Below are 26,460 nucleotides of genomic sequence, written 5' to 3' on the forward strand. Positions count from 1 at the left end.
GAGGGTGGGGCGGTCAGGTGCCGGACAGTGCCTGCTCGTAGGCCAGGAGGGTGTCCACGAACATCCGGCGCTGCTCCGGTGTGAGCGGCTCCAGGGCCTGGCGCCAGGCTGTGGCGCCGTACCCGAGCCACTCGTTGATCGACTCCGCGTGCCGGTGGCCGATGCTCACGATCGTGCGGCGCCGGTCGGCATCGTCCTCGCGCCGGTCGAGGACCTCCTTCCGGCTCAGCTCCCCCACCATCAGGCTGACCGTCGCGGGCGCCACCTCCAGCCGCGACGCCAGCTCGTTCACCGTCATCGGCCCGTCGAAGAGCAGATACGCCAGCAGTGACAGATGCCGGGGCGCCAGCGAGAGCGACTGCAGCTCAGGGGGCACCCCCATGCGCTTGGCCCGTCCCACCATGCGCGGCATCAGCAGCAGCAGCGTCCTGATCCCGTCGTCCACGCTCAAGCCGTCAGTTGACATCCCCAATACCTTGCTGTCTAAATTAGCTTTGGTTGCAAAGCAAATACGAAGCCTCGTCCAAGGATAATGACGTGTCTGACTTCAATCAGCAGGTGATCGAGGAGTTCCGGGCGAACGGCGGCACGGTGGGCGGCATGTTCGAGGGCGCGCCTCTCGTCCTGCTCACCACCACCGGCGCCAGAACGGGCCGCCGCCGCACCAACCCGGCCGTCTACCTGCGGGACGGCGAGCGGGTCCTGGTGTTCGCCTCCAACGCGGGCGCCGACGCGAACCCGGCCTGGTACCACAACGTGCTGGCCAACCCCAGGGTGATCGTCGAGCTGGGAGCGGAGCGGTTCGCGGCCAGGGCGGTGCCGCTGGAGGGCGAGGAGCGCGACCGCATGTACGCCAGGCAGAGCGCGATCGACCCGGCCTTCGCCGCGTACCAGGAGGGCACCGCCCGGGTCATCCCGGTCGTCGCGCTCCATCCCGAGGCCGAGCGGCTGCAGGCGTTCGGGGACGAGCTGGTCAGGATCCACGACTACCTCAGAGGCGAGCTGGCCAAGGTGCGCGAAGGGGCGCCGGCAGCCGATCTGCGGGCGCACTGCCTGGCGTTCTGCGACGCGATGGCCTTCCACCACAACGGCGAGGACCGGGTGGCGTTCCCCCATCTGGACAAGCTCTTCCCCGAGCTGAAGGAGCCCCTCGACCGGCTGCGCGCCGAGCACGCGGTGATCGCCGAGCTCGTCGGGAAGCTGCGCGATGCGGTCGAGCCCGAGACGCTCGACCGCATCGCGAACGAGTTGGAGGCCCACTTCGCCTATGAGGAGGAGCGCCTGGTCCCGGTGCTCAACTCGCTGGAGAGCGTCCCCTGGGCCTAGCGGACGCGCTCCTTAACGTACGGGCGCGGCGCGCAGCCGTACGACGTGCTCGACCAGCGAGATCAGCGTCGCCTTGACCGACTCGCGGTGCCGGGCGTCGGTGCGCACGATCGGCACGTTCGGCGACAGCGCGAGCGCCTCCCTGACCTCGTCGTCGGAGTGCGGGAACTGCCCGTCCCAGCCGTTGATGCCGACCACGAACGGCAGCTTCGCCTCTTCGAAGTAGTCGATCGCGGGGAAGCTGTCGGCCAGCCGCCGCGTGTCGAGCAGCACCACCGCCCCGATCGCGCCGCGCACCAGGTCGTCCCACATGAACCAGAACCGGTGCTGTCCGGGCGTGCCGAACAGGTACAGGATCAGGTCACGGTCCAGGGAGACCCGGCCGAAGTCCATGGCCACGGTCGTGGTCTGCTTGTTCGGGGTGAGTCCGAGGTCGTCGATGCCCGCGGACGCGTCGGTCATCACCGCTTCTGTCGTGAGCGGGAGGATCTCGGACACCGCCCCCACGAACGTCGTCTTGCCGACGCCGAACCCACCGGCGACGACGATCTTCGTCGACGTCAGCCCGGGGCTAGAGCCTGCGTAGTCCACTGAGCACCCTTTCGAGCATGTTGAGGTCTGGCTGTCCCTGGCTGAGGCGTGGCTGGTGCAGGCGGACAAGCCCTTCGTCGGACATGTCCGCCACGAGCACCCTGGCCACGCCCAGCGGGACGCGGAGCAGGGCCGAGATCTCGGCGACCGACCGGAACGACCTGCACAGCTGCATGATGGCCTCCTGCTCGGGGGTGAGCATGGCCATCTCGTCGTCCGGGATCGACATCGACGAGATCAACGTCTCCATCGCTAGGTGATAGCGCGGCTCGGATCGGCCGCCGGTCACCGCGTAAGGACGGAACAGGGGCTCGTCGTCCCCGTTGCCGTCAACGCCATACACGGCCCGCTCCCATCAGTTCCATCACATCACCGGGTCCTGGCGGCCTGGAGCTCGGCCCGCAGGGCCGGTGTGAGCGCCTGTCCGGCTCTGTCCACCAGCAACGTCATCTGGTACGCCACCAGCCCCATGTCACAGTCGGGGCCCGCCAGCACCGTGAGCACGGAGCCGTCGCTGATCGCCATGACCAGCAGCAGGCCACGCTGCATCTCGACGACCGTCTGCGTCACCGCGCCGCCCTCGAACACCCTGGAGGCGCCCACGGTCAGGCTCAGCAGGCCGGCGGAGACGGCGGCGAGCTGGTCGGCCCGGTCCGGCGGGAAGCCTTCAGAGGCGGCCAGGCACAGGCCGTCGGCCGAGACCACGACGGCGTGCGCGACTCCGGGCGTGTTACGCACGAAGTCGGTGATCAGCCAGTCGAACCTGTTCGCCTCATGGCTAAGGGTTGTCACGCATCCTCCCCGGCGGGACGCTCACTCACTCTGTTCCTCCTGTCCACGAACTTCCTGGCGGCCCCGTCGCACACCCTGCTGGTAGCTGGCCATCCGGCTGCGTATCCGGTCCGCCGAGACCGGCGGGGTCGGAGCCGGCCGCTGCGGCTGCTGCGGCTGCGCCGGCTGGCTCGCCGTACCGGGAACCAGGTTGGCCTTGGGGGTGCGCTTCGGGAGCCCGGCGGCGGTGATGCCGCCGAGGCTGGGCTCGACGGCCGCGGCCGCCGCGCGCCAACCGGCGTCGGCCGCCGTCCGCCACGCTTCCTCCCCAGAGGGTACGGCTTGCGCGGACTTGTCCTCACCGGGACCTGCCGGCCGCGGCGCCGCCTCGCGCACCGGCGGCTCGTTGGGCGGCCTGCGGAACCAGGCGGACTCCACCGACGCGAAGATCGGCAGGTACTCCTCCTGCTCGGGCTCCATCGGCGACACGTCGACCGAGGGCGTGGGCTCCGGCCTGCGCACGTCGTTCGTGGAGAACGACGGAGCCGGCGGGGGCGTCTGGAACGCGCCATTACCGGATGGGCGCGGGGCCTGGTTCGGGAACGACGGGTAGGCGCCCGAGTCGAACGAGGCCGGCTGCCTGCGGTAGGAGCCGCCGTCGGTGTCGGCGCCGAAGCCGTTCACGCCGGCCCTGCCCGGGTCGGAGTGGAACGGCGCGCTGTCGAACGAGCGCGGCTCCGGCGTGCCCTGAGGGGGCCGGAAGCCGTGCCGGGGCGCGGGGGCGCCGGGCCGGGGGCCGGCGTCCAGGGAGTCGAAGCTGCCGAACGACCTGAAGGTCCCGTTCTGCACGGACGGGGCCGCCGGGGTCGGCACGGTGCCGCCGCCGAAGGCCGGCCGCTGCGGCATGGGCGGCTGCGTGCCGTCGCTGATGAGCGCGGGCGGGAGCAGCACCATGGCGATCAGCCCGACGCCCTCGCCCTTCCTGAGCTGCACCCGGATGCCGTGGCGCAGCGCCAGCCGGCCGACCACGAACAGGCCCATGCGCCGCGAGACCGACACGTCCACCACAGGCGGCTCGGCCAGACGGCGGTTGGCCTCGGCCAGCTCCTCCTCGGTCATGCTGATGCCGGCGTCGCTCACCGACAGCAGCGCGCCGCCGCCCTCGATGAGGCTGCTGGTGACCGTGACCTGGGAGTTGCTCGGGGAGAACTGGATGGCGTTCTCGACCAGCTCGGCGACCAGGTGGACCAGGTCGTTCGCGGCGCTGCCCAGGACCGAGGTGGCCCGGTGCACCTTGACCTGCACGCGCTCGTAGCCCTCGACCTCCGACAGCGCGGCGCGTACGACGTCGACCAGCTTGGCGGGCTGGCTGCGCCGGCGGGTGGCCTCGTGACCGGCCAGGACCAGGAGGTTCTCGGAGTTGCGGCGCATGCGGGTGGCCAGGTGGTCGAGCTTGAACAGGTCGGCCAGCCGGCCGCCGTCCTGCTCGCCCTTCTCCAGGCCGTCGATGAGCGAGATCTGCCGCTCGACCAGCGTCTGGGTGCGGCGCGAGAGGTTGACGAACATCGAGCTGATGTTGCTGCGCAGCTCGGCCTCCTCGCCCGCCAGGCGTACGGCCTGCCGGTGCACCTGGTCGAAGGCCCTGGCCACTTCACCGATCTCGTCGTTGCCCTCGACCTCGATCGGCCGGACGTCGGCCGTGGAGGCGTCGCCGTTGGCCCGCAGCCGGTGGACCACGTCGGGCAGCCGGAAGCCGGCCACCTCCAGCGCCTCCGTACGCAGCCTGCGCAGCGGGCCGACCATGGAGCGGGCGATGGCCACGGTGAGCAGCAGGACGAGCAGCAGCAGCGCCAGGATCAGGGCGCCTGCGATGATCGCGTTGCGGATCTCGGACTCGCGCAGCTCCTGGCTGCGCAGGCCCACCTGGCCGGCCAGCTCCTTCTCGATCCCGTTCAGCACCTTGATGGCGGCCGTGTTGTCGTTGAACCACTGGTCGCGGCTGCCGTTGGCGGAGATCAGGTTGTCGGCGATCCGCAGGCCCGGGGTCCGGTCGCGGGCCAGCGCCTGGCTGCTGACCAGCGTGACCGCGCGGGACTTGGTGAGCTGGGCGTTGACGTACTGGGTGTTGGAGGTGAGCGCCCTGGACAGCTTGAGGCCGACCTCGGCGCCGGCCTCCGCCCCGACGTCGGAGATGTCGCTCAGCTGGCGGGCGTTGGAGGCGATGAACCCCTCGACCTCCTTGGCGTCCACGTCATCGGGGTGGTACGAGGCCTTGAGCAGCTGGATGCGCTGCTGGGAGATCTCCTCCTTGGCCGCCGCGAGCGCGTTCAGGGCGCGGAACTGGCCGATGATCTGGGAGTCGTCGGACAGCAGGCTCAGCTCGTCGTGCAGCTTGAGCAGGGTGTCGGTGAGGAAGTCGTACCGGATCGTGTCGGCCTGGCCCTCGGCCCTGATCTGCGGCAGCCGGCTGAGGTCGTGCTTGGCCTGCTGGGCGGCCTTGACGATGCGGGGGCCGTACGAGTCGTCCATCGCGTCGAGGTCGGTGTTCACGACCTTGACCAGCGCGTCCACCGCTGCCTTGCGCTGCTCGAGCGGCCCGGCGAGCTTCTTGCGCATCGCGCGGCTCGCGCCGAGCCAGCCGCTCGTGTCACGCTCCAGACCGAGCGCCTGGACGAGGTCACGGACGTGGCCCGCCTGCTCGGCGCCGGTCGCCGTACGGTCGTAGTCGCCGATGCTCTGGACCGAGCCCACCACACGGGCTCCTCCGAGCACGACGCCGGCCATCGTGGGCACCAGGATGAGCGCGGTGAGGCGCCATCTCACGCGCCAGTTCCGCAGACCGAGGCGTGGCAGTGACCGCTTCCCGCGGTCCCGCTTCGCGGCGACGCCGCTGTCGGAGTTCCCCGTTGTCACTGCTTCCTGTACCCCTCAATCGTCCCGCCCGCCACGGGCCTTAAAGCCGTCACACAAGGTATCCGCAGCTACTGACTTAACCGGCAATTCGGACAAATTGTCGTAGAAATGTGACCGGCAGTCGTGTGCTGTTGGTTATCGCAGCGCGGCAAGGACCTGATCGCGGACTTGTGCCCTCTGCCCGGCGTCGCTGAGGGGGCGACCGGCGCGATCCACGACATAGAAGACGTCCACCGCCTCCGCGCCGAGAGTCTCTACGCGAGCGGCCCTCACGTCAAGACCACACTCCCCGAACGCCCGTCCAATACGCCACAGAAGTCCCGGTCTGTCATGGGCCCTGACTTCCACCACAGTGGCGGTCGCGGAGGCGTCGTCGACCAGTGTTACGCGAGGTGGAGCCACAGGCACCCGGGGCGGCCTCATGGAGCGGGCGCGGCGGGCCAATCTCTGTTCGATGTCAAGACGCCCAGCAAGGACGAGACGGAGATCGGACTCCAGCGTCGCGGGGTCCGGCGGGGAGCCGTACTCGGGGATGACCGAGAACTCGATCACCGCCGTGGAGCCCGCGGAGGCGGACGAGGCGGAGCGCACGATGAGCCGGTGCGCCGAGAGCACGCCGGCGGCGCTCCACAGCAGTCCCACCCGGTCGGGGGCGACGACCGTGACCGCTCCCCCGTTGACGCGTACGGCCCCGCCGCCGTGCCTGGCGAGCCCGGCCTGCTCGGGCGACAGGGTGGGCGGCTTGGGCGGCGGCGAGCCGGCCAGCACGGACCTGACGCGGCGCACGAGGTCGGCGACGAGCCCCGCCTTCCAGCCGTTCCAGGCGGCGGGACCGGTCGCGTGGCCGTCCGCGACCGCCAGCGCGGCCAGCAGGTCGAGGACCTCGCGCGTGCCGACGGTGGCGGCGACCTTCTCGATCGTGACGGGGTCGTCGAGGTCCCTGCGGGTGGCGGTCTCGGGGAGCAGCAGATGGTGGCGTACGACGGTGGCGAGGGTCTCGACGTCCTGCGGGGGCAGGCCGATGCGGGTGGCGATGTCGCGTACCACGACCTCGCCCGTGGCGGAGTGGTCCCCTGGCCAGCCCTTGCCCACGTCGTGCAGGAGCGCCCCGATCAGCAGGAGGTCCGGACGCGAGACGTCGCGGGTGTGGCTGGCGGCGTTCGCGGCGGCCTCGATCAGGTGCCGGTCGACTGTGAAGCGGTGGATGGGATTGCGCTGGGGACGGTGGCGTACGCGTTCCCAGTCAGGAAGGAGTTTGACAAGAATGCCCGCCTGGTCGAGCTCCTCCCACACGGGCACGGCGGCGCGGCCCGCGCCGAGGATCGACACCAGGCAGTCGCGCGCCTCTTCCGGCCACGGCACCGGCATGGGCGGTGACTGAGCTGCGAGTACGGAGACCGTGGCGGGGGCGAGCGGCAGCCCGGAGTCGGCTGCCGCGGCGGCGGCACGCAGCACCAGGACGGGGTCCTTGCGCGGATCGACCCCTCTGGCGAGCACCACCTCGCCGCCGTGCTCGACCACGCCGTCCGCCAGCGGGCGGCGGCCTCGTGGAGCGGGCCCTGACAGCAGCCTGTCAACGGTGCGCCAGGTGCCGTCGAAGGCGTGGGAGACGGTCCGGCCCGCCTCGGCCAGCCTGCGCATGAGCGCCTCGGCGTCGAGCAGGCCGAGCAGCCCGGCCACGGCGTCCTGCTCCTGGAGTACCAGCCGGTCGGTGCCGCGGGCGGTGACGACGTGCAGCGCGTGCCGCACGTCCAGGATGAACTCGTACGCCTCGCGCGCCCTGGGGCCGGGGGCCGAGGCGACCCAGGCGGCGGCCACCGCCTGCATGGCCTGGACGTCGCGGAGCCCGCCGCGACCGTCCTTGAGATCGGGTTCGAGCAGGAAGGCCAGCTCGCCGCTGACCTGGGCCCGCTTGTCGGACGCGTCACGCAGCTCGCCGAGCCTGCGCCGGGAGTCGGCCCGCCACTCGGCCAGCACCGCCTCCCTGGCCTTCCTGGTCAGCTCGGGGTCGCCGGCCACGTGCCTGGCCTGGATGAGGCCGAGCACGGCCTTCAGATCCTGCCTGGCGACGCTCACCGCCTCCTCGACCGTCCGCACGGAGTGGTCGAGATTGACCGCGGAGTCCCAGATCGGATACCAGATCCGGTCCGCGACCCGCGCCACGTCGGCCCGGCCGTTGTGCAGCAGGACCAGGTCGAGGTCGCTGCCGGGGGCGAGCTCGCCCCTTCCCAGGCTCCCGACGGCGACCAGTGAGACGTGGTCGCCGTCGCTCGCCGTTCTGAAGAGATCCTTGAGCCAGCGGTCGATGTCCGCCGCCCGCTCCTTGCGGGCCGCGGCGTACGAACGGGCCTCTCCCCTCACTACTGTGCCCCCTTGCCGAGCTCCGCCCGGACGCCGTCGTCCGGGCTTCGCGTTGTCATTGGCCTCACCCTCCGTCCGGAGGGCGTCTACAGGGCTTCCGGACCGCGTTCTCCCGTGCGTACCCGGACGACGGCGTCCACCGGGACGGACCAGACCTTGCCGTCGCCGATCTTTCCGGTGTGCGCCGCCTTGACGATGACGTCGATCACGTCCTCGGCGTCATCCTCTTCCGTGAGGACCTCCAGGCGGACCTTCGGCACCAGGTCGACCTGGTACTCAGCGCCGCGGTAGACCTCGGTGTGGCCGCGCTGGCGGCCGTAGCCGCTCGCCTCGCTGACCGTCATGCCCTTGATGCCGAACTGCTCCAGTGCGGCCTTCACGTCATCCAGCTTGAACGGCTTGATGATCGCTGTGATGAGCCTCATGCGTCCACCTTCTTAGCGGCCGGGGCGGTGGGCCCGTTGGGGGAGGTCACGCCGGAGGCGTAGACCGTGCCGAGGTCGTACCCGGTTTCGGCGTGCGTGGTGACGTCGATGCCGGTCATCTCTTCCTCGGTGGAGATACGGAAGCCCATCGTCTTGTCGATGATCTTCCCGAGGATCCACGTGACGATGAAGGAGTAGCCGCCGATGGCGACCGGGCCGAGGACCTGCAGGCCCAGCTGGCCGAAGCCGCCGCCGTAGAGCAGGCCCTTGCTCTGCTGGTCCAGGAAGGGGTACGCGGCCAGGAAACCGAGCGAGACGGCGCCGATGACGCCACCCACCAGGTGCACGCCGACCACGTCGAGGGAGTCGTCGAAGCCGAGCTTGTACTTCAGGCCGACGGCGTAGGCGCAGATGACGCCGGCGAGCAGGCCGATGAGGATCGCGGCCCACGGGTCCACGAAACCGCAGGCCGGGGTGATGGCGACCAGACCGGCGACCGCGCCGGAGGCGACGCCGAGGCTGGTGGCGTGCCCGTCACGCATCTTCTCCACGATGAGCCAGGCGCCCGCGGCGACCGCGGTGGCGATCTGGGTGTTCATGAAGGCGAGGCCGGCGGTGCCGTCCACGGCCAGCTCGGAGCCCGCGTTGAAGCCGAACCAGCCGAACCACAGCAGGCCCGCGCCGAGCAGGACGAACGGGAGGTTGTGCGGCCGCATCGGCTCCTTGCGCCAGCCGTGGCGCTTGCCGAGCACGAAGCACAGTGCCAGGCCCGCGGCGCCGGCGTTGATGTGGACGACCGTGCCGCCCGCGAAGTCCTCGATGCCCATCGTGTTGAGCCAGCCGGTGCCCCACACCCAGTGCGCGACCGGGAAGTAGACGATCGTCGCCCACAGGATGCTGAAGAGGATCCACGCGCCGAACTTCGCCCTGTCCGCGATCGCACCGCTGATCAGCGCGACCGTGATGATGGCGAACGTCAGCTGGAAGGCGGAGAAGACCAGGTTCGGCATGCCGGTGCCGTCGGTCTTGGTGGCGGTGTCCACCAGGCTCTGCAGGCCGAGCGCGTCGAAGCCGCCGACCACGTTGTTGATCGCCCCGATGGGGTTGTCGGTGAACGCCAGCGAGTGTCCGAAAAGCACCCAGGCGATGGTCACCGTGATGATGGCGCCGAACGACATCATCATCATGTTCAGGACACTCTTGGCCCTGGTCATGCCCCCGTAGAAGAAAGCGAGGCCCGGAGTCATCAGCAGCACCAAAGCGGTGGCCGCGAGCATCCAGGCTGTGGTGCCGCTATCGATCTTCACGACGCGACCCTCCTTACATGTGACGTGTGGCCACAGCGTGTTCGCCCGGGGTTTCATGGCTCGACCAGGCGTGTTTCACATTCGTGAATCTCGCCGGACGGGTGTTTCGCGTAGGTTTCGGAGTCCTCACTGATGCGTTTTCGGCTCGGCTATATCGGCCGTGAGATACTTAGGATTGCCTAACCTAAAAGATCAAGGAATGCCCATGCGCCTCCGCCTGGCCGTCGCCGCCATGCTCCCCGTCCTCGCCCTCTCCGCCTGCGGGACATCGACCTCCTCCCAGGAGACGGGCCCGACCCGGACCGTCAAGCACGCCATGGGAGAGACGAAGGTGCCGATGACCCCCAAGCGGGTCGTGGTCCTCGACACGGACAAACTCGACACGATGGTCTCGCTCGGCATGGCACCCATCGGCGCGGCGCAGGCCCAGGAGAACCAGAAGTGGCCCGCGTACCTCGGCTCGGCCCTGTCGGCCACCAAGGCGGTCGGCACCACGCAGGCCCCGAACATCGAGGCCATCATGGCGCTCAAGCCGGACCTCATCCTGGGCAGCAAGTTCCGGCAGGCGGCCTTCTACGACAAGCTCAGCAAGATCGCGCCGACCGTGTTCACCGAGAAGGTGGGCATCACCTGGAAGGAGAACTTCCTGCTCGACGCCGAGGCGCTGGGCAAGAAGGACCAGGCCCAGCAGCTGCTGTCGGCGTACGAGAAGCGGGCCGAGGAGGTGGGGGCCAAGTTCTCGAAGCTGCAGGTGAGCATCGTGCGGTTCATGCCCACGGAGATCCGCATGTACGGGCCCGAGTCGTTCAGCGGCATCGTGGTGGGCGACGCGGGCATCCAGCGGCCCGAGCCGCAGCAGCTGGCCGACCAGGCGGACAAGCGCTTCGGCAAGCTGAGCCAGGAGAACATCGCCAAGGCGGACGCCGACGCGCTCTTCTACACCGCGTACGGCGACGCGGCCGCCAAGGCGCAGGCCGCGGTGACCGGCGGGCCGCTGTGGAAGAACCTGAAGGCGGTCAAGTCGGGTAACGCGCACAACGTGGACGACGAGATCTGGATGACCGGCATCGGCGTCACGGCCGCCGGCAAGATCCTCGACGACCTGGACAAGTACCTGACGCCGCTGGTGTGACCCAGGTCAGGGGCGGTGGGCTGCGAGCCGTACCCGGTCGCCCCTCTTGACGCGGCCGGGCCGCAGCACTCGCGCGTACACCCCCGCGCACGGCTGCGCCCCCATCTCGAACACCGGCACCCGGTTGTGCCTGGCCACCGTGCGCAGTGCCTCCGTGTCGCGCTCCAGCGGCCCGTGCGCCAGGGTCGGCACGGCGCAGCGCGGGCTCGCCACGATGACCTCCAGCACCACCTCGTCGCCCACGCTCAGCTCCCGGCCCACCCAGTCGTTCTCCGGAAAGCCCTCCTCCTCCGTCCCGATGACCAGATTGGGGCGGTAGCGGAGGGCTTCGACATGCCCGCGCGGGCTGAGGGCCCCGATCCGCTCGACGGCGGAGGTGGTGATCAGGTGGATGGGCGCGAAGTCGAAGAACGTCCCTTCGGGAGCCGCGCCGCCGAGCCGGCCGACGGTGTGGGGCACCTCCGCGTCGATCCCCTCGGCCAGCACCTGTTCCGGCACCGAGCGCTCGAACTCGGCGCCCTCCGGTGGCACGTCGATCAGCCGTACCTCCCGCCCGAGCAGCGCCGACAGCTTGGGGTCCCCGGGGACGCGGGCGCCCTCGATCGTCAGCAGGCCGCGCCAGAGCCGCGGGTTCTTGGCGCTGGCGATCTTCCCGGTGGCGACGTCCAGCACCGCGTGCGCCCGGTCGCCGGCGAGCCCGCGCTCGGTGACCTCGCTCTCGGAGAGCTCCTCCCCCAGCATCGACTTGACGGGGTAGCGGAGCAGCGTCTCCAAGTGCATGCAGCCGATCTTAGGCCTGGGCCCAGAAGCGGCGCAGATGCGGCACCAGCTCGTCCGCCCGCTCGTCGGGGAAGAACAGCCTCCCGCCCTCGATCTCGACGATCTCCTTGACGCCGGGGATCGTGTCGCGCAGCCAGCGGGCCCAGCTCACGTCGAAGAACACGTCTCCCGTGCCCCAGACCACCAGCGTCGGCACGGTCAGCACGGTGAGCTGCGGCTCGATGGCGATCAGGTCCTTGGCGTCGACGGAGGTCAGCATCCGCTCGAAGGCACTGCCGCCGCCGGGCCTGGCGAGGATCGGCCGCAGGAACGCGTCCACCAGCTCCGCCGGATCATCGATCCGTTCGTAGCCCTCGCCGTACGCGGTCCGGGCCAGCAGTTCCGGCTGCTCCAGCACGGCCGCCGTCAGCGCGGCCAGCTCGCCCCTGGCGGCCAGCTCCACCGTGGGCCTGAACGCCTCGGGCGGGGCGTTGGTGTGGACGTCGCAGTTGGTGAGGGTGAGCGTACGCAGGCGCTCGCGATGGCGTACGGCGAAGATCTGGGCCACGGCGCCACCGGTGTCGTTCGCGACGAGATCCACCTCGGTGAGCCCGAGCCCGTCGCACAACTCCTCGACGGCCTCGGCCAGCGCGGGCATCGACAGGTCGTCGCGCGGGGCGCTGCCGCCGTGCGCCGGCAGGTCGATGGCCACGCAGCGGCGCTCCTCGCGGAACGCCTCGATGACGTGGCGCCACAGGTATGAGCTGGTGCCCACGCCGTGCACGAACAGGCTGACCGGCCCTTCGCCCACGTCCACGTAGCTGATGCCGTCCATGCGGATACTCCTTCGAGTTTTTCCAGACCGACTGTCGGTCTAGAAAATTACCGACTGACGGTCGGTTTGTCTACGGTGGGGCGCGTCCAGCGCACCACCGCAGGCAGCGTGGCCGCACCTAGAGTGGTCGCATGAACCTGAAGGCCGAGCGCGGAGCCGCCACCCGCGAGAGGGTCCTGGCGATCGCCACGCGGCTGTTCGCCGAGCGCGGCTACGACGACACCTCGATCGAGACGGTGCTGCAGGAGTCAGGCCTGAGCAGGGGGGCTCTCTACCACCATTACGCGGGCAAGGACGCGCTGTTCGAGGCGGTGCTGGAGGCCACGGAGTCGGACATCGGCCGCAAGATCGTCGAGGCGGTCCGCGGCATCACCGACCCGGCCGCCGCCCTGCGGACCGGCGTCCTGGCCTGGATCTCGCTCGCCGGGGATCCGGTCATCAAGCGCCTCGTCCTCATCGACGCGCCGTCGGTGATGGGGTGGGAGCGGTGGCGGGCCATGGAGGAGCGCTACTCGTTCGGGATGCTCAAGGCCGCGCTGGAGGCCACAGGAGCGGTGCCGGCCGAGTTCCTCGACCTGCACGCGCACATGCTGCTGGCGGCCGTCAACGAGAGCGCGCTGCTGGTGGCCAGGGGCGGCGAGCACGACACGGCGGTGGCCGCCGTGGAGGAGTTCCTCCGCCGCATCCTCGAAGGCTAGGGGCCCGCGTGCCGCTGTACCGGGCCTACGGCGAGTCCAGCGGGCCGACGCTCATCATGCGGTGACGCGCCCGCTTTCGAGCACGTCGGCGTAGAGCGCCATCTGGTGGCGCATGACCTTTCGCGTCAGGTCACCGATGCGCTGGGCGTGTTCGGCGGTCATGCTGGAGACCAGGTGCACCAGGGCGACATGGCCGTCCCGCTGCTCGATCGCCATGTCGGGCCACAGCTCCTTGCTGGTGATCGGCGTACGCGAGACGGTGTCGACCAGCGCCTTGTCGATCTCCGCCCGGTCGGTGTGCCACCCGATCGGCACGACCAGTTCCCCCTCGGCCGCCAGCGAGCCGTACCAGGCCCGTACGTCCTTCAGCATCGCCTCACGGGCCGCCTCGACCCGGCGCAGATCCTTCAGCGCCCGGTAGGCCGCCCGCGCGGCCAGCATGCTCTCGAACCTGGCGATCTCCCAGCCGTGCTCGGTGATCACCATGGACTGGCGCGTGCTCGGGTCGACCAGCTCCAGCACCGTCGCCTCCGCGACCGTCTGGCAGCGCGCGCCCGCGTCCGCCATCCGGAGCCACAGGTCCCAGTCCTCCAGCCCGGTCATGGACACCCGCCATCCGCCCACCTCTTCGGCCAGCCCGGCGACGTGAGCCGCCTGCGTCGGCTCGAACAACGCGTGCATCACCTGGAAGTCGGGGTGCCAGCACAGTTGGAGCGGCGGCGTGGTGTCGAGCACCGCGCCCGCCGCGTTCACCTTGGTCGCGGCCGTCGCCGCGAGCTGGGCGCCGCCGGCCAGCGCCCAGGTCAGGTGCTCGAGATGGCGTGGCAGCCACCGGTCGTCGTGGTCGATGTAGGCGATGACCTCGCCCTTGGACTCGGCCAGGCCGATGTTGCGGGGCTCAGAAGGATGACCGTGATGGCGGGTCCGGAGCAGGCGGACGCGGTCGTCCCGCTCGGCCAGCGATGACACCACCTCGTCGGTGTCGTCGTCGCTGCCGTCGGAGACCACGATCAGCTCCCAGTCACGCAGCGTCTGCGCCTGCACCGACGCGATGGTGTCGGCGATGGCGGCGCCACGGTTGTAGGCAGGACAGATCACCGAGACACGGGACACGTACGTTCCTCCTCATAGGGGGCCGTCAGGCCTTCGCCGGTGCGGGCTCCTGAACGCGACCGGGGTAGGGCATGACGACGAGCGCGATGATGTCGATCATGATGTGCACGAAGACCGGCGTGAGCAGGCTGCCCGTGCGCAGGTACGTCCAGGTGAGCAGGGCCCCGCTCACCAACGCCATCAGCGTGCCGACCGTGCCCTGGTAGATGTGCCCGAGAGCGAAGACCGCCACGGCGACCACGGCCGCGACGGGAAGAGCCAGCCCCAGCTCACGCCCGAGTCCGATGAACAGGCCGCGGAAGACCACCTCTTCGCACACCCCCGCGGAGACGGCGAGAAGGGTGGCCAGCCAGCGCTCGCGGGTGGTGCGTGCCATCAACCCGGAGGCGGCGGCGTGCCAGGGCATCGTGACACCCTGTTTCGCCAGCCAGCGCAGGACCAGCACGACCGGCGTCATCCCCAGCGGGAGCCCCAGCAGGGCGCCGTACGCGATCGCGGGGTCGGACGGTTCCTTGAATCCGATGTCGGCCGCGCCGATCGTCGGCGACAGCGCCACGACGAGGATCGCCACCGTCGCCCACACCCACATCTCCGCCGACAGGGCGGTGTAGTAGCGCGGGCGGGAGACCTCGCCGCGTACGAGGCGTGGATACGCCCGCCGGCCGAGGAACGGAGCGACGACAGCGAGATAGAGGACAAGAGCGGCAGCGAGTATCCAGGCCAGCGGTGCGGACTCGAACGGCACGGTTACCTCTCAGAGCTTCGCTGGGTACGACCGGCGCGGGACGATGCAGGAGCCGCGCGCCGGTCGTACGGAATACATGGTAGATGGCATGACCGCTCCTTTCGGGCGGGGTGGCTCTACCGTCAGTTTGTGCGGACGTCCTGGCTCCGAGTAGACGCCGAAGTCATCGTCGCCCTATGACATCTGTCATCCAAACCCCTCGGACCTGCGGGAATGCGGGCGAGGAAGCGGCGGGGAACTCAGCACCTCGTATAAATGCGACGTAAGCAAACTCCTCAGCAAACATCCGGAACATCGCACGATGGACTGATTAATGACCAAATACTCGGTGCTGGTCCCGTTTGTTACTCGAAGGCCTGAGCAGATTCTTCCCTACGCGGCATTGGTGGCCCTGAGCCGGGCACACGCGCTGTGGCAGGGGCAGTCCACGCTCATCGAGCCGCACCAGGGTTTCACCTACGCGGCCGGCGCCGGGTTCCGCTCCCCGGTGGGCTTCGGCGTCACCCTCATGCCGCTGCGGCATCCGTACGAGGCCGCGCTGCAGGCGCGATCGGTGGCCATGACCACAGGTCACCCCGTCGTGGCGGGCTTCGGCCCGGGCCCGGCGATCTTCCAGGAGAACATGCTCGGCCGGCCGTATCCGAGCCAGCTCACCGCGGTCAGGGAGTACGTCACCGTGGTGCGCGGGCTGCTCGGTGGCGGCGCGATCGACTTCAGGGGCGAGTACTTCGGGTACAGGGGCATCCTGCCGCCCGCCGTGGCGCCCAAGGTCGAGATCGGCCTCGGGGTGCTCAGGCGCGGCATGGCCAGGCTCGCCGGCGAGGTCGCGGACGTCGCGGTGACCTGGTTGACCCCCGCCGCCTGGCTGGCCGACACGATCATGCCCGCGCTGCGCGAGGGCGCGAAGGCGGCCGGGCGGGACATGCCCAGGGTGGCCGCGATGGTGCCCGTCGCACTGCGCCGTCCCGACCGCACGCCTGCGGAGCAGGCCCTGGCCAGCAATGCGATGCACCTGCAGGCGCCGCACTACATCGACATGCTGCGGAAGGCCGGCGTGGGGGTGACGGGCAAGAACACCGCGGCCGACGCGGCGGCGCTCGTCGAAGGCGGCGCCTTCGTGAGCGGCGACGTCGAGCAGGTCCTGACGGGGCTGAAGGAGTTCGAGCAGGCGGGCGCCGACGAGATCATCCTCAACCTGACCGGGGTCTACAACCTGCAGGGCCCCGACGAGACGACGAACGAACTCAAGTCCCTGCTGGGGGCACTGACCGGCCAGAAGCTGCGCTGAAGGGGGAGCGATGACTTCGACAAAGCGGAACCTGATGCACTGGGGCACCGGCCAGGCCCTGACTCCTGGCGAACCCCACCGTGTCTCCACCCTCGTCCTGGAGGACCCCGGCTACCTGCACGCGCTCCGCAGGTCGGGGCTGGTGGGCGCGACCAGCGTGGTCTTCCTGCCCGGCGGCCCGAGCGACGACGCGGGCCCGGTGGTGGTCGGCTACACGGGTTCGCTGCGCGAGGCCGGGAGCGAGATCTCCATCTCCGACTCGTTCTTCCTGCAGACGCAGGACTACTCGACCAGCGAGTTCATGTCGGTGATCGGCCCGACCTCCATCAGGATCTTCAACGAGGCCGACTTCGAGCTGTTCCTGGACGACGCCGACCGGGCGAAGAACGAGGGTCAGTTCCGCGAGTTCCTCATCCATCCCGCGGTACGGCTGGCCGAGCTGCCGGCTCTGGGCGCGGGCACCGACCGTGACGGCCCCCGGCACCGCCTCTATGTCACCGCCGACGGTGACATCCACACCTCACCCACCGGGAGCGCGATCGGCCACGCCGGCGACGACCTGCCGACCCTCGAGAAGGAGTGGGCCCGGCTCAACGCGGACAGCGACCAGCCGTGCGCCGTCTGCCTGGCGAAGGCGGTCCCGGAGGAGCGGCGGGCCGCCGAGCTCGCGTCCCGCCCCTGGCTCGGCCGCTACCACGGCGCGATCTCGGCCCAGCAGGATCTGCTGACCCGCGGCGAGACGGACTTCCGCGTCTCCGGTTTCGGCGGCCGGCTGGTGCGTGGCCTCGAGGAGGTCGAGAACCCGGCCGACCTGGTGACGGCGGGCCTGCCGCTGCTGCTGTGGACCGAGGAGTCCGCCTACGTGCACACTCCGTGGCCGTCGAGGACCTTCAAGATCGAGCACCGGGCGGGCCAGCTCGTGGAGGCGCTGCTGGTGCACGGATCGATGGAGGCGGCCGCCCGGCACGACGACCCCAGGGGCCTGGAGACCGTCTCGTCGTTCTTCGCCAAGGCGGGCGTGCGCCTGACCGCCGAGGAGGCGTCGTGACGTCGCTCGACGCCCCCGCGCTCGCCCGAGGCGCGGCCCATCTCCTGGCCGAGCTCGGGAACCGCGCGGAGGTCCACGACCTGTACAGCCCGGAGGGCGCGGCGGTCTATCACGACATGGCCGGCGGGGACACCCAGGAGGTGCGCGAACTGGTGACGCTGGTGCGCGCCCTCCCCGGTCCCGTCCTGGATCTCGCCGCCGGCTCCGGGAGGCTGACCCTGCCGCTGCTCGCGCTCGGCCGCGAGGTGACCGCGCTGGACCTGTCGGAGACCCTGCTGGCGCTGCTGAAGGAGCGGCTGGCACAGTCGCGGGGCAGGCTCGCCGAGCGCTGCACGGTGGTCCACGCCGACATGCGCGACTTCGCCCTCGACGAACGGTTCGGCGCGATCGTCCTTGGCACCTCGTCGATCTCGCTGCTCGACCCGGCCGGCCGCGCCGCGCTCTACCGCAGGGTCCGCGCCCACCTGCTGCCGCAGGGACGGTTCCTGCTGACCACCGTCGAGCTGCACGCCCCGCCCGGGCAGGAGGAGGCCGAGTTCGCCTTCACCGGTCCCAGCGGCCGCTCCTACCGCTTCTTCGAGCGCTGGGCGCGTGCCGACGGGCGCCGCGTGGTCGCCGTCTTCCCCGCGGAGACAGCGACGGAGACGGAGGCGGAGCAGCTCACCGTCTGCACGACCACGATCGGCGTGCTGCCCGCCGACCTCCTGGAGTCGGAGCTCACCGCGCACGGCTTCGCGGTGCGCTCCCGGATCCCGCTCGGCGACCAGAGCGGCAGGCACCGCGACGTGCTCATGGAAGCCGAGGTGGCCGCATGACGCCCGCCGGCCCGCCGCTCTGGCCCGCCCTGCTGCCACCGGACTCCCACGGCTCCGACGAGCTGTGCACCGTCTCCGCGAAGGGGGTCAGGGTCCGCTTCGCCGACGGCCGTGAGCTCCTGTGCGGCACCAGCGGCCTGTGGAACACCAACCTCGGGTACGGCAACGAGGCGATCGCGGAGGCGTCGGCACGAGCGCTGCGCGAGGCGTCGTACCTGAACGTCTTCCGCTACGAGAACGTCTACGCCCGCGAGGCGGCGGCGGCCCTCGTCGAGGTGTGCGGCCCCGAGCACTACGGGCGAGTGATCTTCTCCACCTCGGGCGGGGCGGCCAACGACGCGACGACGAAGATCGTCAGGCAGTATCACGCGCTGTCCGGCGCCCCCCAGCGCAAGATCGTCGTCGGGCTCCTGGGCAGCTACCACGGCCTCACCTTCGGCGGCTTCGCCCTCACCGGCGAGGATCTCGGGCAGCGGCTCTACGGAGTCGACCAGCGGCTGACCAGGCACGTGCCGCCGAACGAGCCGGCGGAGCTGGAACGGCTGATGTCCCGGCTGGGCGGGCAGGTCGCGGCGGTCGTCGTGGAGCCCGTGCTGGGCAGCGGCGCGATCCCCCTGGACGACGCGTACGTGGCCGCCCTGCTCCGCCTGCGCCGCGAGCACGGTTTCCTGCTCGTGGCCGACGAGGTCGCCACCGGGTTCTGCCGGACGGGGAGCTTCTTCGCCACGCAGGAGTGGCCTGAGCCGCCCGACCTGCTGATCACGTCCAAGGGGCTGACGAACGGCACGAGCGCCGCCGCGGCCGTGGTGGTCTCCCACGAGGTCGCCTCGGCGTTCACCGACGCGGGCGCGGTGCTGGCACACGGCGAGACGCAGGCGGGCACACCCGTCACGTGCGCCGCGATCCTGGCCACCATCAAGGAGATGCGGCGGCTGGACGCGGAGGGCATGAGCAGGCGGCTGTCCGCGCTCCTCGACGTCGAGCTGGCCGCGCTGGAGTCCGACCATCCGCTGGTGGCCGGGACCGTGGGACGGGGATGTTTCCGCTCGATCCGCCTGCTCGGGCCGGACGGCGCCCCGCTGCCGCAGACCGAGGTGCCCGGCGTGGTCGCGGCGATCCGCAGGGCGGGCGCGATCGTGCACTACGGGGTCAACGGCGTCCAGCTCTTCCCCGCACTCACCTACAGCGAGGCGGACCTGCGGGAGCTGATGGAGTGCGTACGCAAGGGACTGTCGGCGTACGCCGCCCAGGCGGTGTGCGCATGACACACGTCCTGTACGGCGCCGAGGGCCTCGCACCCTGGCTGGCCGGGAGCGGGCCCGCGAGCGGGGAGACGACCCTGCTCGTGGACGCCGCCGTGGCCCGGAACCCGATCACCGAGCGCGTCCGCCGTCAGATCGGGAGGGCACGACGCCAGGAGAGGCTCATCGAGCTGCACGGCCCCGGCGACGCGGACAGCGTACGTGAGCTGGCGGCCCGCCTGACCGGCACGGGACTGATCCTGGCCGTCGGCGGCGGCTCACTGCTCGACCAGGCCAAACTGGCGTCGCTGCTCTGCGGTGACGAGGACGCCCGGCGCCGCCTCATAGTCCGCCAGCGCAGCGGGCTGCTGCTTCTGCCGCCGCACACCAAGCGGTCCGTACCGCTGTTCGCGGTGCCGACGACGCTCGGCACCGGGGCGGAGGTCAGCACGGTCGCGTGCCTGGCCCACCCGGAGGGCAAACGACTGGTCACCGGCGCCGGCCTCCGTCCTGACCTGGCCGTGCTCGATCCGGTGGCGACCGCGACGCTTCCCGCGGAGCTGGTCTCCGAAGGCGTGCTGGAGACGCTCTTCCGGCTCACCAGCGGCTACCTCGGCGACCACGAGGACCGGCCGACGGAGGACGCTCTGGTGGAGACGCTGGCCGCGCGCGTGGCCGAGGAGGGTTACGCGGTGGCCCGTGCCCACGCGGCGGGCGGGCGGGTGGACGACGCGCTGCTGTTGGAGATCGCCAAGCTCAGCGGCCTCGCCCACAACGAGTTCATGCACTTCGGCAGGCCTTCCTTCGTCAACAAGGGCTGGCTGATCGCCAACGAGCTGTCCACCGGGCTCGGCGCGAGAAAGATGGCCGCGGTCGCCGTGATCATGCCGGAGCTGTGGCGGCGCGTCGCCGGGGGCGACCGCCGCCTGGGCTCGGCCCGGCGGCTGGCCAGGCTGTGGACCCGGATACGCGCGGCGGCCCCAGCCGGCCTCCCCGCCGACCCTGGGCAGGGCATCGCCGCCCTCATCGACGCATGGGGCGTGGACAGATCGCTCCGCGCGGACGGGGCCACGCTCGATCTGATCGCCGGCCGCATCGTCCGTTCCTGGGGCACGGGGCTGCCCATGCTCGGCGCTCTCACCAGGGACGACATCGACGACTTCCTGACACGCGCGGTCTCCGCCACCGCGCCTCACGACTTCCCTTGCCACACGGGCGCGGGAGATCACCACATGAGAAAGGAGGTGTGCAAATGAGCACAACGACAGCCGAAGCCCTCGACCTGTTCCCCCTGGAGCTTGGGATGCAGGAGCTGGAGCCGATGGATGCCCCCGGCTTCTGGTCCGGGTTCAAGATCGGCGTCACCATCTCGGGCGTCGCCCTCAGCTTCGGAGGCGCCGTTTTCGGCGGCACGGTGGCCCTCGCCACCGCGTCGATCATCTCGACGTGAGCGGCCACACCCTCATGAACCGCGACTCGGTCAGAAAGGAGGAAGGCCATGGAAACGATGACAGACCTACCCCTTGAACTGGGCATGCAAGAGCTCGAATCGATGGAGGCACCCTTCTGGGGAACCTTCTTCGGCGTCGCCACCGGTGTCTCAGTGGTGACCATTGTCGGATCGCTGGTCAGTTACGGCGTCAGCGCTGTCGTGACCGTTATCAGCACCTGACGGCGCCGCGATCGAGCTTTGATGCAGGAGCTCGAGCAGTGGTGACCAGCTGAGGTGCGGTGGCGGCGGTCACGCCGCCACCGCACCTCACCCCCAAACGTTAACGGGAGGCATGATGAACTCGACTGTGGTGTGGTGCATCGCCGCGAGCGTGGTGTGCGCCCTGGCGCTCCTGGTGATTGTCAACGTCGGCATGCCGGAACCGCTGCGCGTCACCCTGATGATCGTCGATGCGGTGGTGCTCCTGGCCTTCATCGGCCTCCTGGTCGCCGCGGCACTCGGCCAACGCAATGGTTGAGGTTACGGACACCGTGCTACGAAGAGAGCCGGACCTCGCCGTCCCCGCCAGACCCAGGCTCGCCGAGGGCGTCCAGGTGCACGCGCCGTCGGCCGAGGGCGCGCTGTGGATCATTGAGCGACCCGGTTCGTACATGAGAGTGGGAGCGGACCTCGCCAAGCTCGCGGGCGCACTCGACGGCGTCCGCGACCACGGGCAGCTCCTGTCCTACCTGGGCGCACAGTGGACCGGCGAGTCGCTGGCCTACGCGCTCGGTCAGCTCAAGCGGGCCGAGCTCCTCGACGACGGGCTGCGCAAGAAGCGTCGCATCCGGTGGGTGACCTACGTCCCACCGCTGACCGTGCAGGTCACGCTCCTGCGCCCGCATCGCCTGCTCACCGCCTGCGCGCCGCTGTTGGCCGCGCTGGCCAGGCGCGGCTGGGGGGTTGTCGCGGCGATGCTGGCGCTCGGCGGTCTGGCCGGGCTGGTGCTCATGAGCGGGACGCTGATCGACACGCTGAGCGGCCCCCTTGCGATGCCGGTGTACGCGGGCGTGGCGGTCGCCACCTACGCCGTCATCGTGCTGCACGAGTTCGCCCACGCGGCGGTGCTCACCTATTACGGCGGGCGGCCGAACCGTATGGGGTTCATGCTGCTCTACCTGCTGCCCGCGTTCTTCTGCGACGTCTCGGACGGCTGGCGGCTGGCCGAGCGCGGGCAGCGCGTCAGGGTGGCGCTGGCAGGCGCCGCCACCCAGTTCGTGGCCGCCGGGTCGGCGTCGCTGGCCGCGCTGTTCACGCCGGGTTCGGACCTGCGGACCGGCCTGCTGGTCTTCTCCGCGCTCAACTACGGCAGCGGGCTGCTCAACCTGCTGCCCTTCATCAAGCTTGACGGCTACCTGGCGCTCATGAGCCACCTGGACATCCCCGACCTGCGCAAGCGAGCGATGATCGACGCCCGCCGCCACACCGCCGGGCTGCTGTTCGGCGGGCGGTACGAGCGGGAGCTGCCGCAGCTGCGGTGGGCGGTGCCGTACGGGCTGGCCTGCCAGCTCTTCCCCATCTACCTCGTCGGCGGGCTGGCGCTCTCGCTCTGGGGCGACCTGCTGCTGAGCTTCGGCGTCGTCGGGACCGTCGCGCTGCTCGTCGTCGTCGGCCTGCTCATCGGCCGCCTCTGCCACGGCTATCTGGTGCGCCTGCGTGAGGCGAGACAAGCGGGCGCGCCGGCATGGCGGGCCGTCCTCGTCACGCTGGCCGTCGTCGGCGGAGCAGCCGCGCTGCTCGCGCTGGTCCAGGTTCCCTACTCGGTGGCCGGCGGCTACCGCTATCACGCGGGCAGGGCCGATCTCGTGCTCACCACCGACCCGGGTCCCGACGTGCTCAAGACGGGTGCGACCGTCCAGCTGCTGCGTAACGGGGTGGTGTTCAAGGAACGCGTCGGCACGGCCACGATCGCCGGGACCCACGCACGTGAGATATCCGTGCCGGTCTCGGTCCTGCTGCCGGTCCGCACCGACCTCGAGCTGCCCGGCACCGTCTCCGGCTACCCGCTCGAGATGACGACGGCGCCGCCGGACAGCCAGGGCGTGGCCCGGATCGAGGCGGGCCGCCGGCCGCTCGGCGTCTGGCTCTACCGCACTTATGTCTCCGCCGCCTGGTGAACAGGAGTAACAGTCATGGAGTTCATGCGATACATGGAGCACTCCCCGCCGGGTGTGCCTTTCTACGATGTCGTCGACCGGGGCGCCGACCACGAGTTCGCGCTCACCCGGCAGTCCCCGCCGCCGGGCTGGCAGCGCACCGAGAACTCCGAATGGGCCATTTACCGGGCGCCCGCGGAGAACCTCCTGAAACAGGGCTGGAAAATCCACGCGTCGGCCACGCCGGAGAACGCGGAGAAGATCCTGGAGACGGTGTGGGACTATTGCGTGCCGCGGCAGTTCAGTTTCAAGTTCCTGAAGTCCCCGAGAGTGCTCGCCGCCAGGAACGGCAAATATGGTGAACGCGGCAGCGCGGGTAAGTTCATCACCGTCTATCCCGCCGACGACCAGCAGCTCGAACAGATCCTGCACGAACTCGGCCCATTGCTGGACGGCGAATCCGGGCCGTACATCCTGAGCGACCTGCGCTGGCGCTCCGGACCGCTCTACGTCCGCTACGGCGCGTTCGTCGAGCGCACCGTCAAAGGCGAGAACGGCGAGACCGTGTACTGCATCGAGGACCCGGACGGCCGGCTCGTGCCCGACGTCAGGGGACCGTCGTTCCGCCCTCCGGCGTGGGCGACCCTGCCTGCCTGCCTGGAGGAGGCGGTGGCGGACCGGAACAAGGGGACGCTGCGCGACTTCCCCTTCCGCGCCACCAAGGCCTTCCACTTCTCCAACGGCGGCGGCGTCTACTACGCCACCGACACCAGGACGGGCGAGGCCGTCGTGATGAAGGAGGCCAGGCCGCTGGCGGGGCTCGACCAGCAGGGCCGCGACGCGGTCGCCCGGCTGGAGCAGGAGCACTGGGCGATGCGGAAGCTGGAAGGGCTCCCGTGGATCCCCAAGGTCATCGACTACCGCATCGGTCACGAGCACTACTTCCTGGTCCGCGAACACGTGGACGGCCAGCCGCTGGCCAAGGAGATCGACCGCCGCAATCCGCTGATGCGCGAGCACCGGGCCGCCGGGGACTTCGCCGCCTACGCCGCATGGGCCACGAAGATCATCGCAACGGTCGAGGAGGCCGTCGAGGCCATGCACGGGCGTGGCGTGGTCTTCGGCGACCTGCATCCCGCGAACATCCTGATCCGTCCCGACGACACGATCGCCTTCATCGACCTGGAAGCCGCGACGGAGGCGAGCGAGAACGCCACGCAGCCGATGGCCGCGCCCGGTTTCGTCGCCCCGCCCTCTTACCGGGGCACCGCCATCGATCGCTACTGCCTCGCCTGCCTGAAGATCGCGTTCTTCCTGCCGATGACCCCGTTGCTGCCCTGGGGCACCGACAAGGGCGACCGCCTGCTCAAGGCCATCACCGATCACTTCCCGCTGCCCGACGGCTTCGCCGAGCAGGTACGCGCCGATCTGGGCCCCGACGCCCACTGGGCGCCCCTGGTGGGCCTGACCGCCGCACCGCAGCCACTGAGCTGGCCGGAGGCCGGCCCCGGCGCCTGGCCTGAGCTCCGCGCGGGCCTCGCGGGCGGCATCCTGGCCGCGGCCACCCCCGAACGCGCCGACCGCCTCTACCCCGGCGACATCAGCCAGTTCCTCGGGCCCTACGGCGGGGTCAACTTCGCCCACGGCGCGGCGGGCGTCCTGTGGGCGCTGCGTCAGGCCGACGCGGAGGTCCCGGAGGAGCACCTGCGGTGGTTCGCCGACCACGCGCGCGCTCTCAAGGAGGCGCCGCCCGGCTTCTACGACGGCTGGTCCGGCATCGCCTACGCGCTGCACGAACTGGGACTGCCCGACGAGGCCCGGGGACACCTCGACCGGGTGCACGGGCTGAAGCCGGAGCAGGCACCCGTCGGCGGGCTGTACTCCGGGCTGCCGGGAGTGGGCCTGACGCTGCTGCACTTCGCCGCGGAGACCGGAGCCGAGGAGCTTCACGAGCAGGCAGGGACGCTGGCCGAGTGGCTGATCGACCACCCGCTCCCTCCGCGGGGCCCGGTCCTGCCCGGCCTGATGCACGGTGGCGCGGGCATCGCGCTGTTCCTGCTCCGCCTGTACGAGACCAGCCCCGATCCCCTGCTGCTCCAGCACGCCGAGGCCGCGCTGCGCCGTGACCTGAAGGTGGCGGGCGTGGGCGGGCCGACGCCGCCGATGGAGGCGCCGTGGCGCGCGCCGGTGCTCGCCGCCGGTGGCGCGGGCCTGGCCCTGGTGGCGGACCTGCTGGTCGGGCACCATCCCGATCCGGAGCTGATCGAGCTACGCGACGAACTGCGCCGCAGGGTCGACAACCACGTCGTGACGGGCGCCGGGCTGTTCAACGGCCGGGCGGGCGTCGTGCTGACCCTCGCGAACCTGACCGGGGCCGTACGCGCGCGCCACCTGAACGACCTGGCCTGGCACGCCGTGGCACGTGACGGCCACATCGCGTTCGTCGGCGAGCAGGCGCTGCGGCTGTCAGCCGACCTGGCCACCGGCGCCGCCGGCGTGCTCTTCGCGCTCCGCTGCGCGCTCGACGACGACCGCGCGAGCCTTCCCTTCTTGCGCCCACGAAACCTGTAAGAGAGGACGAACCATGAAACAGATGTTGAAGGCGGAGGGCCTGACCAAGCGGTACGGCCCCGTGGTCGCGCTGAGCAACGCCACGTTCTCCGCCCGGGCGGGGGCCATCACCGGCTTCCTCGGCCCCAACGGCGCGGGCAAGTCGACCGCGATGCGCCTGTTCCTCGGACTCGACCGGCCCACCAGCGGGACGGCGCTCATCGACGGCAAGCGCATCGACGAGTGGCCCATCCCGGCCCGGAAGATCGGCGCGGTGCTCGACACGCAGTGCGCGCATCCCAGCCGCAGGGCGATCGACAGCGTGCGGTGGGCGGCCAAACTGGCCGGGGCGGGCCAGGGGCAGGCCGAGAGCCTCCTCGACCGGGTGGGGCTGACCGACGTGGCAGGGCAGCGGGTCGGCAGGTTCTCGCTCGGCATGCGCCAGCGCCTGGCCCTGGCCATCGCTCTGGTGGGCAATCCCGAGATCGTCGTGCTGGACGAGCCGATGAACGGGCTCGACCCCGACGGCATCGCCTGGCTGAAGGCGCTCCTGCGGCAGTTCAGGGATCAGGGCAGGACGATCTTCCTCTCCAGCCACCTGCTGGCGGAGATGGAGGACCTGATCGACGACCTGGTGGTGATCGCCCAGAGCAAGATTGTCGGCGCGGGCTCCGCCGAGTCGTTCATCAAGCGGTTCCAGAGCCACACGGTCAGCGTCGAGTGCGACAACCCGGAGGCGCTGGGCGCCGCCATCTCGAAGGCCGGCGGCCGGGTGCTCGGCGTCGTGGGCTCGCAACGACTGCAGGTCACCGGGATCACCCCCGTCATGGTCGGTCAGATCGCCAGGGACAGCCGCATCGCGATCTTCGGGCTGAAAGAAGAGCACAACCTGCAGCGGGCCTTCGCACAGGCGACCGCCGACAAGACCGGCATCCGAGGAGAGGTGGGCTGAGC

The 26,460-nt window shown here is 70.5% G+C and carries 26 protein-coding genes; 14 read left to right on the forward strand and 12 right to left on the reverse strand.

Annotated features, from left to right (window positions below; translation table 11 throughout):
- Positions 1 to 13 precede the first annotated feature (13 nt).
- On the reverse strand, positions 14 to 466 hold the full coding sequence (locus ABD830_RS12870; RefSeq protein WP_344986921.1) for a MarR family transcriptional regulator: 453 nt from the start codon (positions 464 to 466) through the stop codon (positions 14 to 16).
- Between the two features lie 71 nt (positions 467 to 537).
- On the opposite strand from ABD830_RS12870, the gene ABD830_RS12875 reads away from it, so the two are divergent.
- On the forward strand, positions 538 to 1,326 hold the full coding sequence (locus tag ABD830_RS12875) for a nitroreductase/quinone reductase family protein (protein WP_344986922.1): 789 nt from the start codon (positions 538 to 540) through the stop codon (positions 1,324 to 1,326).
- A 12-nt stretch (positions 1,327 to 1,338) separates the two neighbouring features.
- Here the strand turns inward: ABD830_RS12875 and ABD830_RS12880 are convergent, their stop codons facing one another.
- From ABD830_RS12880 to ABD830_RS12910, 7 genes are all read right to left on the reverse strand, one after another.
- Complete coding sequence (locus tag ABD830_RS12880) at positions 1,339 to 1,890, reverse strand: GTP-binding protein (RefSeq protein WP_344987674.1); 552 nt, start codon at positions 1,888 to 1,890, stop codon at positions 1,339 to 1,341.
- Between the two features lie 7 nt (positions 1,891 to 1,897).
- Positions 1,898 to 2,260: a DUF742 domain-containing protein gene (locus ABD830_RS12885; RefSeq protein ID WP_344986923.1), complete on the reverse strand. Its 363-nt coding sequence runs from the start codon at positions 2,258 to 2,260 to the stop codon at positions 1,898 to 1,900.
- A gap of 26 nt (positions 2,261 to 2,286) precedes the next feature.
- Positions 2,287 to 2,709, reverse strand: a complete 423-nt coding sequence (locus ABD830_RS12890) for a roadblock/LC7 domain-containing protein (RefSeq protein WP_344986924.1) — start codon at positions 2,707 to 2,709, stop codon at positions 2,287 to 2,289.
- Between the two features lie 21 nt (positions 2,710 to 2,730).
- Positions 2,731 to 5,511, reverse strand: a complete 2,781-nt coding sequence (locus tag ABD830_RS12895) for a sensor histidine kinase (protein ID WP_344986925.1) — start codon at positions 5,509 to 5,511, stop codon at positions 2,731 to 2,733.
- Positions 5,512 to 5,736: 225 nt separating this feature from the next.
- Positions 5,737 to 7,962: a [protein-PII] uridylyltransferase gene (locus ABD830_RS12900; protein WP_344986926.1), complete on the reverse strand. Its 2,226-nt coding sequence runs from the start codon at positions 7,960 to 7,962 to the stop codon at positions 5,737 to 5,739.
- A gap of 86 nt (positions 7,963 to 8,048) precedes the next feature.
- A complete protein-coding gene (locus ABD830_RS12905) occupies positions 8,049 to 8,387 on the reverse strand; it encodes a P-II family nitrogen regulator (RefSeq protein ID WP_344986927.1) in 339 nt (112 codons plus the stop codon).
- Complete coding sequence (locus tag ABD830_RS12910) at positions 8,384 to 9,694, reverse strand: ammonium transporter (RefSeq protein WP_344986928.1); 1,311 nt, start codon at positions 9,692 to 9,694, stop codon at positions 8,384 to 8,386. Before ABD830_RS12910 ends, ABD830_RS12905 begins: the two co-directional genes overlap by 4 nt.
- A gap of 205 nt (positions 9,695 to 9,899) precedes the next feature.
- Between ABD830_RS12910 and ABD830_RS12915 the strand changes: the two genes are divergently transcribed.
- Positions 9,900 to 10,826, forward strand: coding sequence for an ABC transporter substrate-binding protein (locus ABD830_RS12915; RefSeq protein ID WP_344986929.1), 927 nt, complete (start codon positions 9,900 to 9,902; stop codon positions 10,824 to 10,826).
- 6 nt (positions 10,827 to 10,832) lie between these two features.
- Here the strand turns inward: ABD830_RS12915 and ABD830_RS12920 are convergent, their stop codons facing one another.
- Complete coding sequence (locus ABD830_RS12920; RefSeq protein WP_344986930.1) at positions 10,833 to 11,606, reverse strand: MOSC domain-containing protein; 774 nt, start codon at positions 11,604 to 11,606, stop codon at positions 10,833 to 10,835.
- 10 nt (positions 11,607 to 11,616) lie between these two features.
- Entirely contained in the window at positions 11,617 to 12,420 is an 804-nt protein-coding gene (locus ABD830_RS12925; protein ID WP_344986931.1) for an alpha/beta fold hydrolase, read from the reverse strand.
- 131 nt (positions 12,421 to 12,551) lie between these two features.
- Between ABD830_RS12925 and ABD830_RS12930 the strand changes: the two genes are divergently transcribed.
- Positions 12,552 to 13,118 carry a TetR/AcrR family transcriptional regulator gene (locus ABD830_RS12930; protein WP_344986932.1) on the forward strand — a complete coding sequence of 189 codons (567 nt, stop codon included), beginning with the start codon at positions 12,552 to 12,554 and terminating at the stop codon, positions 13,116 to 13,118.
- 54 nt (positions 13,119 to 13,172) lie between these two features.
- On the opposite strand, the gene ABD830_RS12935 is transcribed toward ABD830_RS12930, so the two are convergent.
- Positions 13,173 to 14,231 (reverse strand): glycosyltransferase, encoded by a 1,059-nt coding sequence (locus tag ABD830_RS12935; protein ID WP_344986933.1) that lies wholly within the window; start codon positions 14,229 to 14,231, stop codon positions 13,173 to 13,175.
- A gap of 25 nt (positions 14,232 to 14,256) precedes the next feature.
- Positions 14,257 to 14,976, reverse strand: a complete 720-nt coding sequence (locus ABD830_RS12940) for a CPBP family intramembrane glutamic endopeptidase (protein WP_344986934.1) — start codon at positions 14,974 to 14,976, stop codon at positions 14,257 to 14,259.
- Between the two features lie 313 nt (positions 14,977 to 15,289).
- Between ABD830_RS12940 and ABD830_RS12945 the strand changes: the two genes are divergently transcribed.
- The 11 genes from ABD830_RS12945 to ABD830_RS12995 all read left to right on the forward strand — a co-directional run bounded on the left by ABD830_RS12945 (position 15,290) and on the right by ABD830_RS12995 (position 26,458).
- Positions 15,290 to 16,264, forward strand: coding sequence for an LLM class flavin-dependent oxidoreductase (locus tag ABD830_RS12945; RefSeq protein WP_344986935.1), 975 nt, complete (start codon positions 15,290 to 15,292; stop codon positions 16,262 to 16,264).
- A 10-nt stretch (positions 16,265 to 16,274) separates the two neighbouring features.
- The gene (gene mpaB / locus ABD830_RS12950; RefSeq protein ID WP_344986936.1) at positions 16,275 to 17,312 is read left to right on the forward strand and encodes a daptide biosynthesis RiPP recognition protein; all 1,038 of its coding nucleotides are present in this window, start codon (positions 16,275 to 16,277) and stop codon (positions 17,310 to 17,312) included.
- Complete coding sequence (gene mpaM / locus ABD830_RS12955) at positions 17,309 to 18,127, forward strand: daptide-type RiPP biosynthesis methyltransferase (protein WP_344986937.1); 819 nt, start codon at positions 17,309 to 17,311, stop codon at positions 18,125 to 18,127. The genes mpaB and mpaM overlap by 4 nt, the downstream gene beginning before the upstream one ends.
- The gene (gene mpaD / locus ABD830_RS12960; protein WP_344986938.1) at positions 18,124 to 19,392 is read left to right on the forward strand and encodes a daptide-type RiPP biosynthesis aminotransferase; all 1,269 of its coding nucleotides are present in this window, start codon (positions 18,124 to 18,126) and stop codon (positions 19,390 to 19,392) included. Before mpaM ends, mpaD begins: the two co-directional genes overlap by 4 nt.
- Positions 19,389 to 20,624: a daptide-type RiPP biosynthesis dehydogenase gene (mpaC, locus tag ABD830_RS12965; protein WP_344986939.1), complete on the forward strand. Its 1,236-nt coding sequence runs from the start codon at positions 19,389 to 19,391 to the stop codon at positions 20,622 to 20,624. The genes mpaD and mpaC overlap by 4 nt, the downstream gene beginning before the upstream one ends.
- Entirely contained in the window at positions 20,621 to 20,818 is a 198-nt protein-coding gene (locus ABD830_RS12970; protein ID WP_344986940.1) for a daptide-type RiPP, read from the forward strand. Before mpaC ends, ABD830_RS12970 begins: the two co-directional genes overlap by 4 nt.
- A gap of 48 nt (positions 20,819 to 20,866) precedes the next feature.
- A complete protein-coding gene (locus ABD830_RS12975; protein WP_344986941.1) occupies positions 20,867 to 21,040 on the forward strand; it encodes a daptide-type RiPP in 174 nt (57 codons plus the stop codon).
- A 112-nt stretch (positions 21,041 to 21,152) separates the two neighbouring features.
- Positions 21,153 to 21,338, forward strand: a complete 186-nt coding sequence (locus tag ABD830_RS12980; protein ID WP_344986943.1) for a hypothetical protein — start codon at positions 21,153 to 21,155, stop codon at positions 21,336 to 21,338.
- The gene (gene mpaP, locus ABD830_RS12985) at positions 21,331 to 22,977 is read left to right on the forward strand and encodes a daptide biosynthesis intramembrane metalloprotease (RefSeq protein WP_344986944.1); all 1,647 of its coding nucleotides are present in this window, start codon (positions 21,331 to 21,333) and stop codon (positions 22,975 to 22,977) included. Before ABD830_RS12980 ends, mpaP begins: the two co-directional genes overlap by 8 nt.
- Positions 22,978 to 22,992: 15 nt before the next feature.
- Positions 22,993 to 25,527, forward strand: coding sequence for a class III lanthionine synthetase LanKC (gene lanKC, locus ABD830_RS12990; protein WP_344986945.1), 2,535 nt, complete (start codon positions 22,993 to 22,995; stop codon positions 25,525 to 25,527).
- 13 nt (positions 25,528 to 25,540) lie between these two features.
- Positions 25,541 to 26,458, forward strand: coding sequence for an ABC transporter ATP-binding protein (locus ABD830_RS12995; RefSeq protein WP_344986947.1), 918 nt, complete (start codon positions 25,541 to 25,543; stop codon positions 26,456 to 26,458).
- Positions 26,459 to 26,460: the final 2 nt, after the last annotated feature.

The sequence above is a fragment of the Nonomuraea helvata genome, assembly GCF_039535785.1.
GTDB classification, from domain to species: domain Bacteria; phylum Actinomycetota; class Actinomycetes; order Streptosporangiales; family Streptosporangiaceae; genus Nonomuraea; species Nonomuraea helvata.

Coding starts and splice junctions, on each gene's coding strand:
- ABD830_RS12870 (WP_344986921.1), bottom strand. CDS start 466: ATGTCAACTGACGGCTTGAGCGTGGACGACGGGATCAGGACGCTGCTG.
- ABD830_RS12905 (WP_344986927.1), bottom strand. CDS start 8,387: ATGAGGCTCATCACAGCGATCATCAAGCCGTTCAAGCTGGATGACGTG.
- ABD830_RS12915 (WP_344986929.1), top strand. CDS start 9,900: ATGCGCCTCCGCCTGGCCGTCGCCGCCATGCTCCCCGTCCTCGCCCTC.
- ABD830_RS12920 (WP_344986930.1), bottom strand. CDS start 11,606: ATGCACTTGGAGACGCTGCTCCGCTACCCCGTCAAGTCGATGCTGGGG.
- ABD830_RS12925 (WP_344986931.1), bottom strand. CDS start 12,420: ATGGACGGCATCAGCTACGTGGACGTGGGCGAAGGGCCGGTCAGCCTG.
- ABD830_RS12930 (WP_344986932.1), top strand. CDS start 12,552: ATGAACCTGAAGGCCGAGCGCGGAGCCGCCACCCGCGAGAGGGTCCTG.
- ABD830_RS12945 (WP_344986935.1), top strand. CDS start 15,290: ATGACCAAATACTCGGTGCTGGTCCCGTTTGTTACTCGAAGGCCTGAG.
- mpaB (WP_344986936.1), top strand. CDS start 16,275: ATGACTTCGACAAAGCGGAACCTGATGCACTGGGGCACCGGCCAGGCC.
- mpaD (WP_344986938.1), top strand. CDS start 18,124: ATGACGCCCGCCGGCCCGCCGCTCTGGCCCGCCCTGCTGCCACCGGAC.
- mpaC (WP_344986939.1), top strand. CDS start 19,389: ATGACACACGTCCTGTACGGCGCCGAGGGCCTCGCACCCTGGCTGGCC.
- ABD830_RS12970 (WP_344986940.1), top strand. CDS start 20,621: ATGAGCACAACGACAGCCGAAGCCCTCGACCTGTTCCCCCTGGAGCTT.
- ABD830_RS12975 (WP_344986941.1), top strand. CDS start 20,867: ATGGAAACGATGACAGACCTACCCCTTGAACTGGGCATGCAAGAGCTC.
- ABD830_RS12980 (WP_344986943.1), top strand. CDS start 21,153: ATGATGAACTCGACTGTGGTGTGGTGCATCGCCGCGAGCGTGGTGTGC.
- mpaP (WP_344986944.1), top strand. CDS start 21,331: ATGGTTGAGGTTACGGACACCGTGCTACGAAGAGAGCCGGACCTCGCC.
- lanKC (WP_344986945.1), top strand. CDS start 22,993: ATGGAGTTCATGCGATACATGGAGCACTCCCCGCCGGGTGTGCCTTTC.
- ABD830_RS12995 (WP_344986947.1), top strand. CDS start 25,541: ATGAAACAGATGTTGAAGGCGGAGGGCCTGACCAAGCGGTACGGCCCC.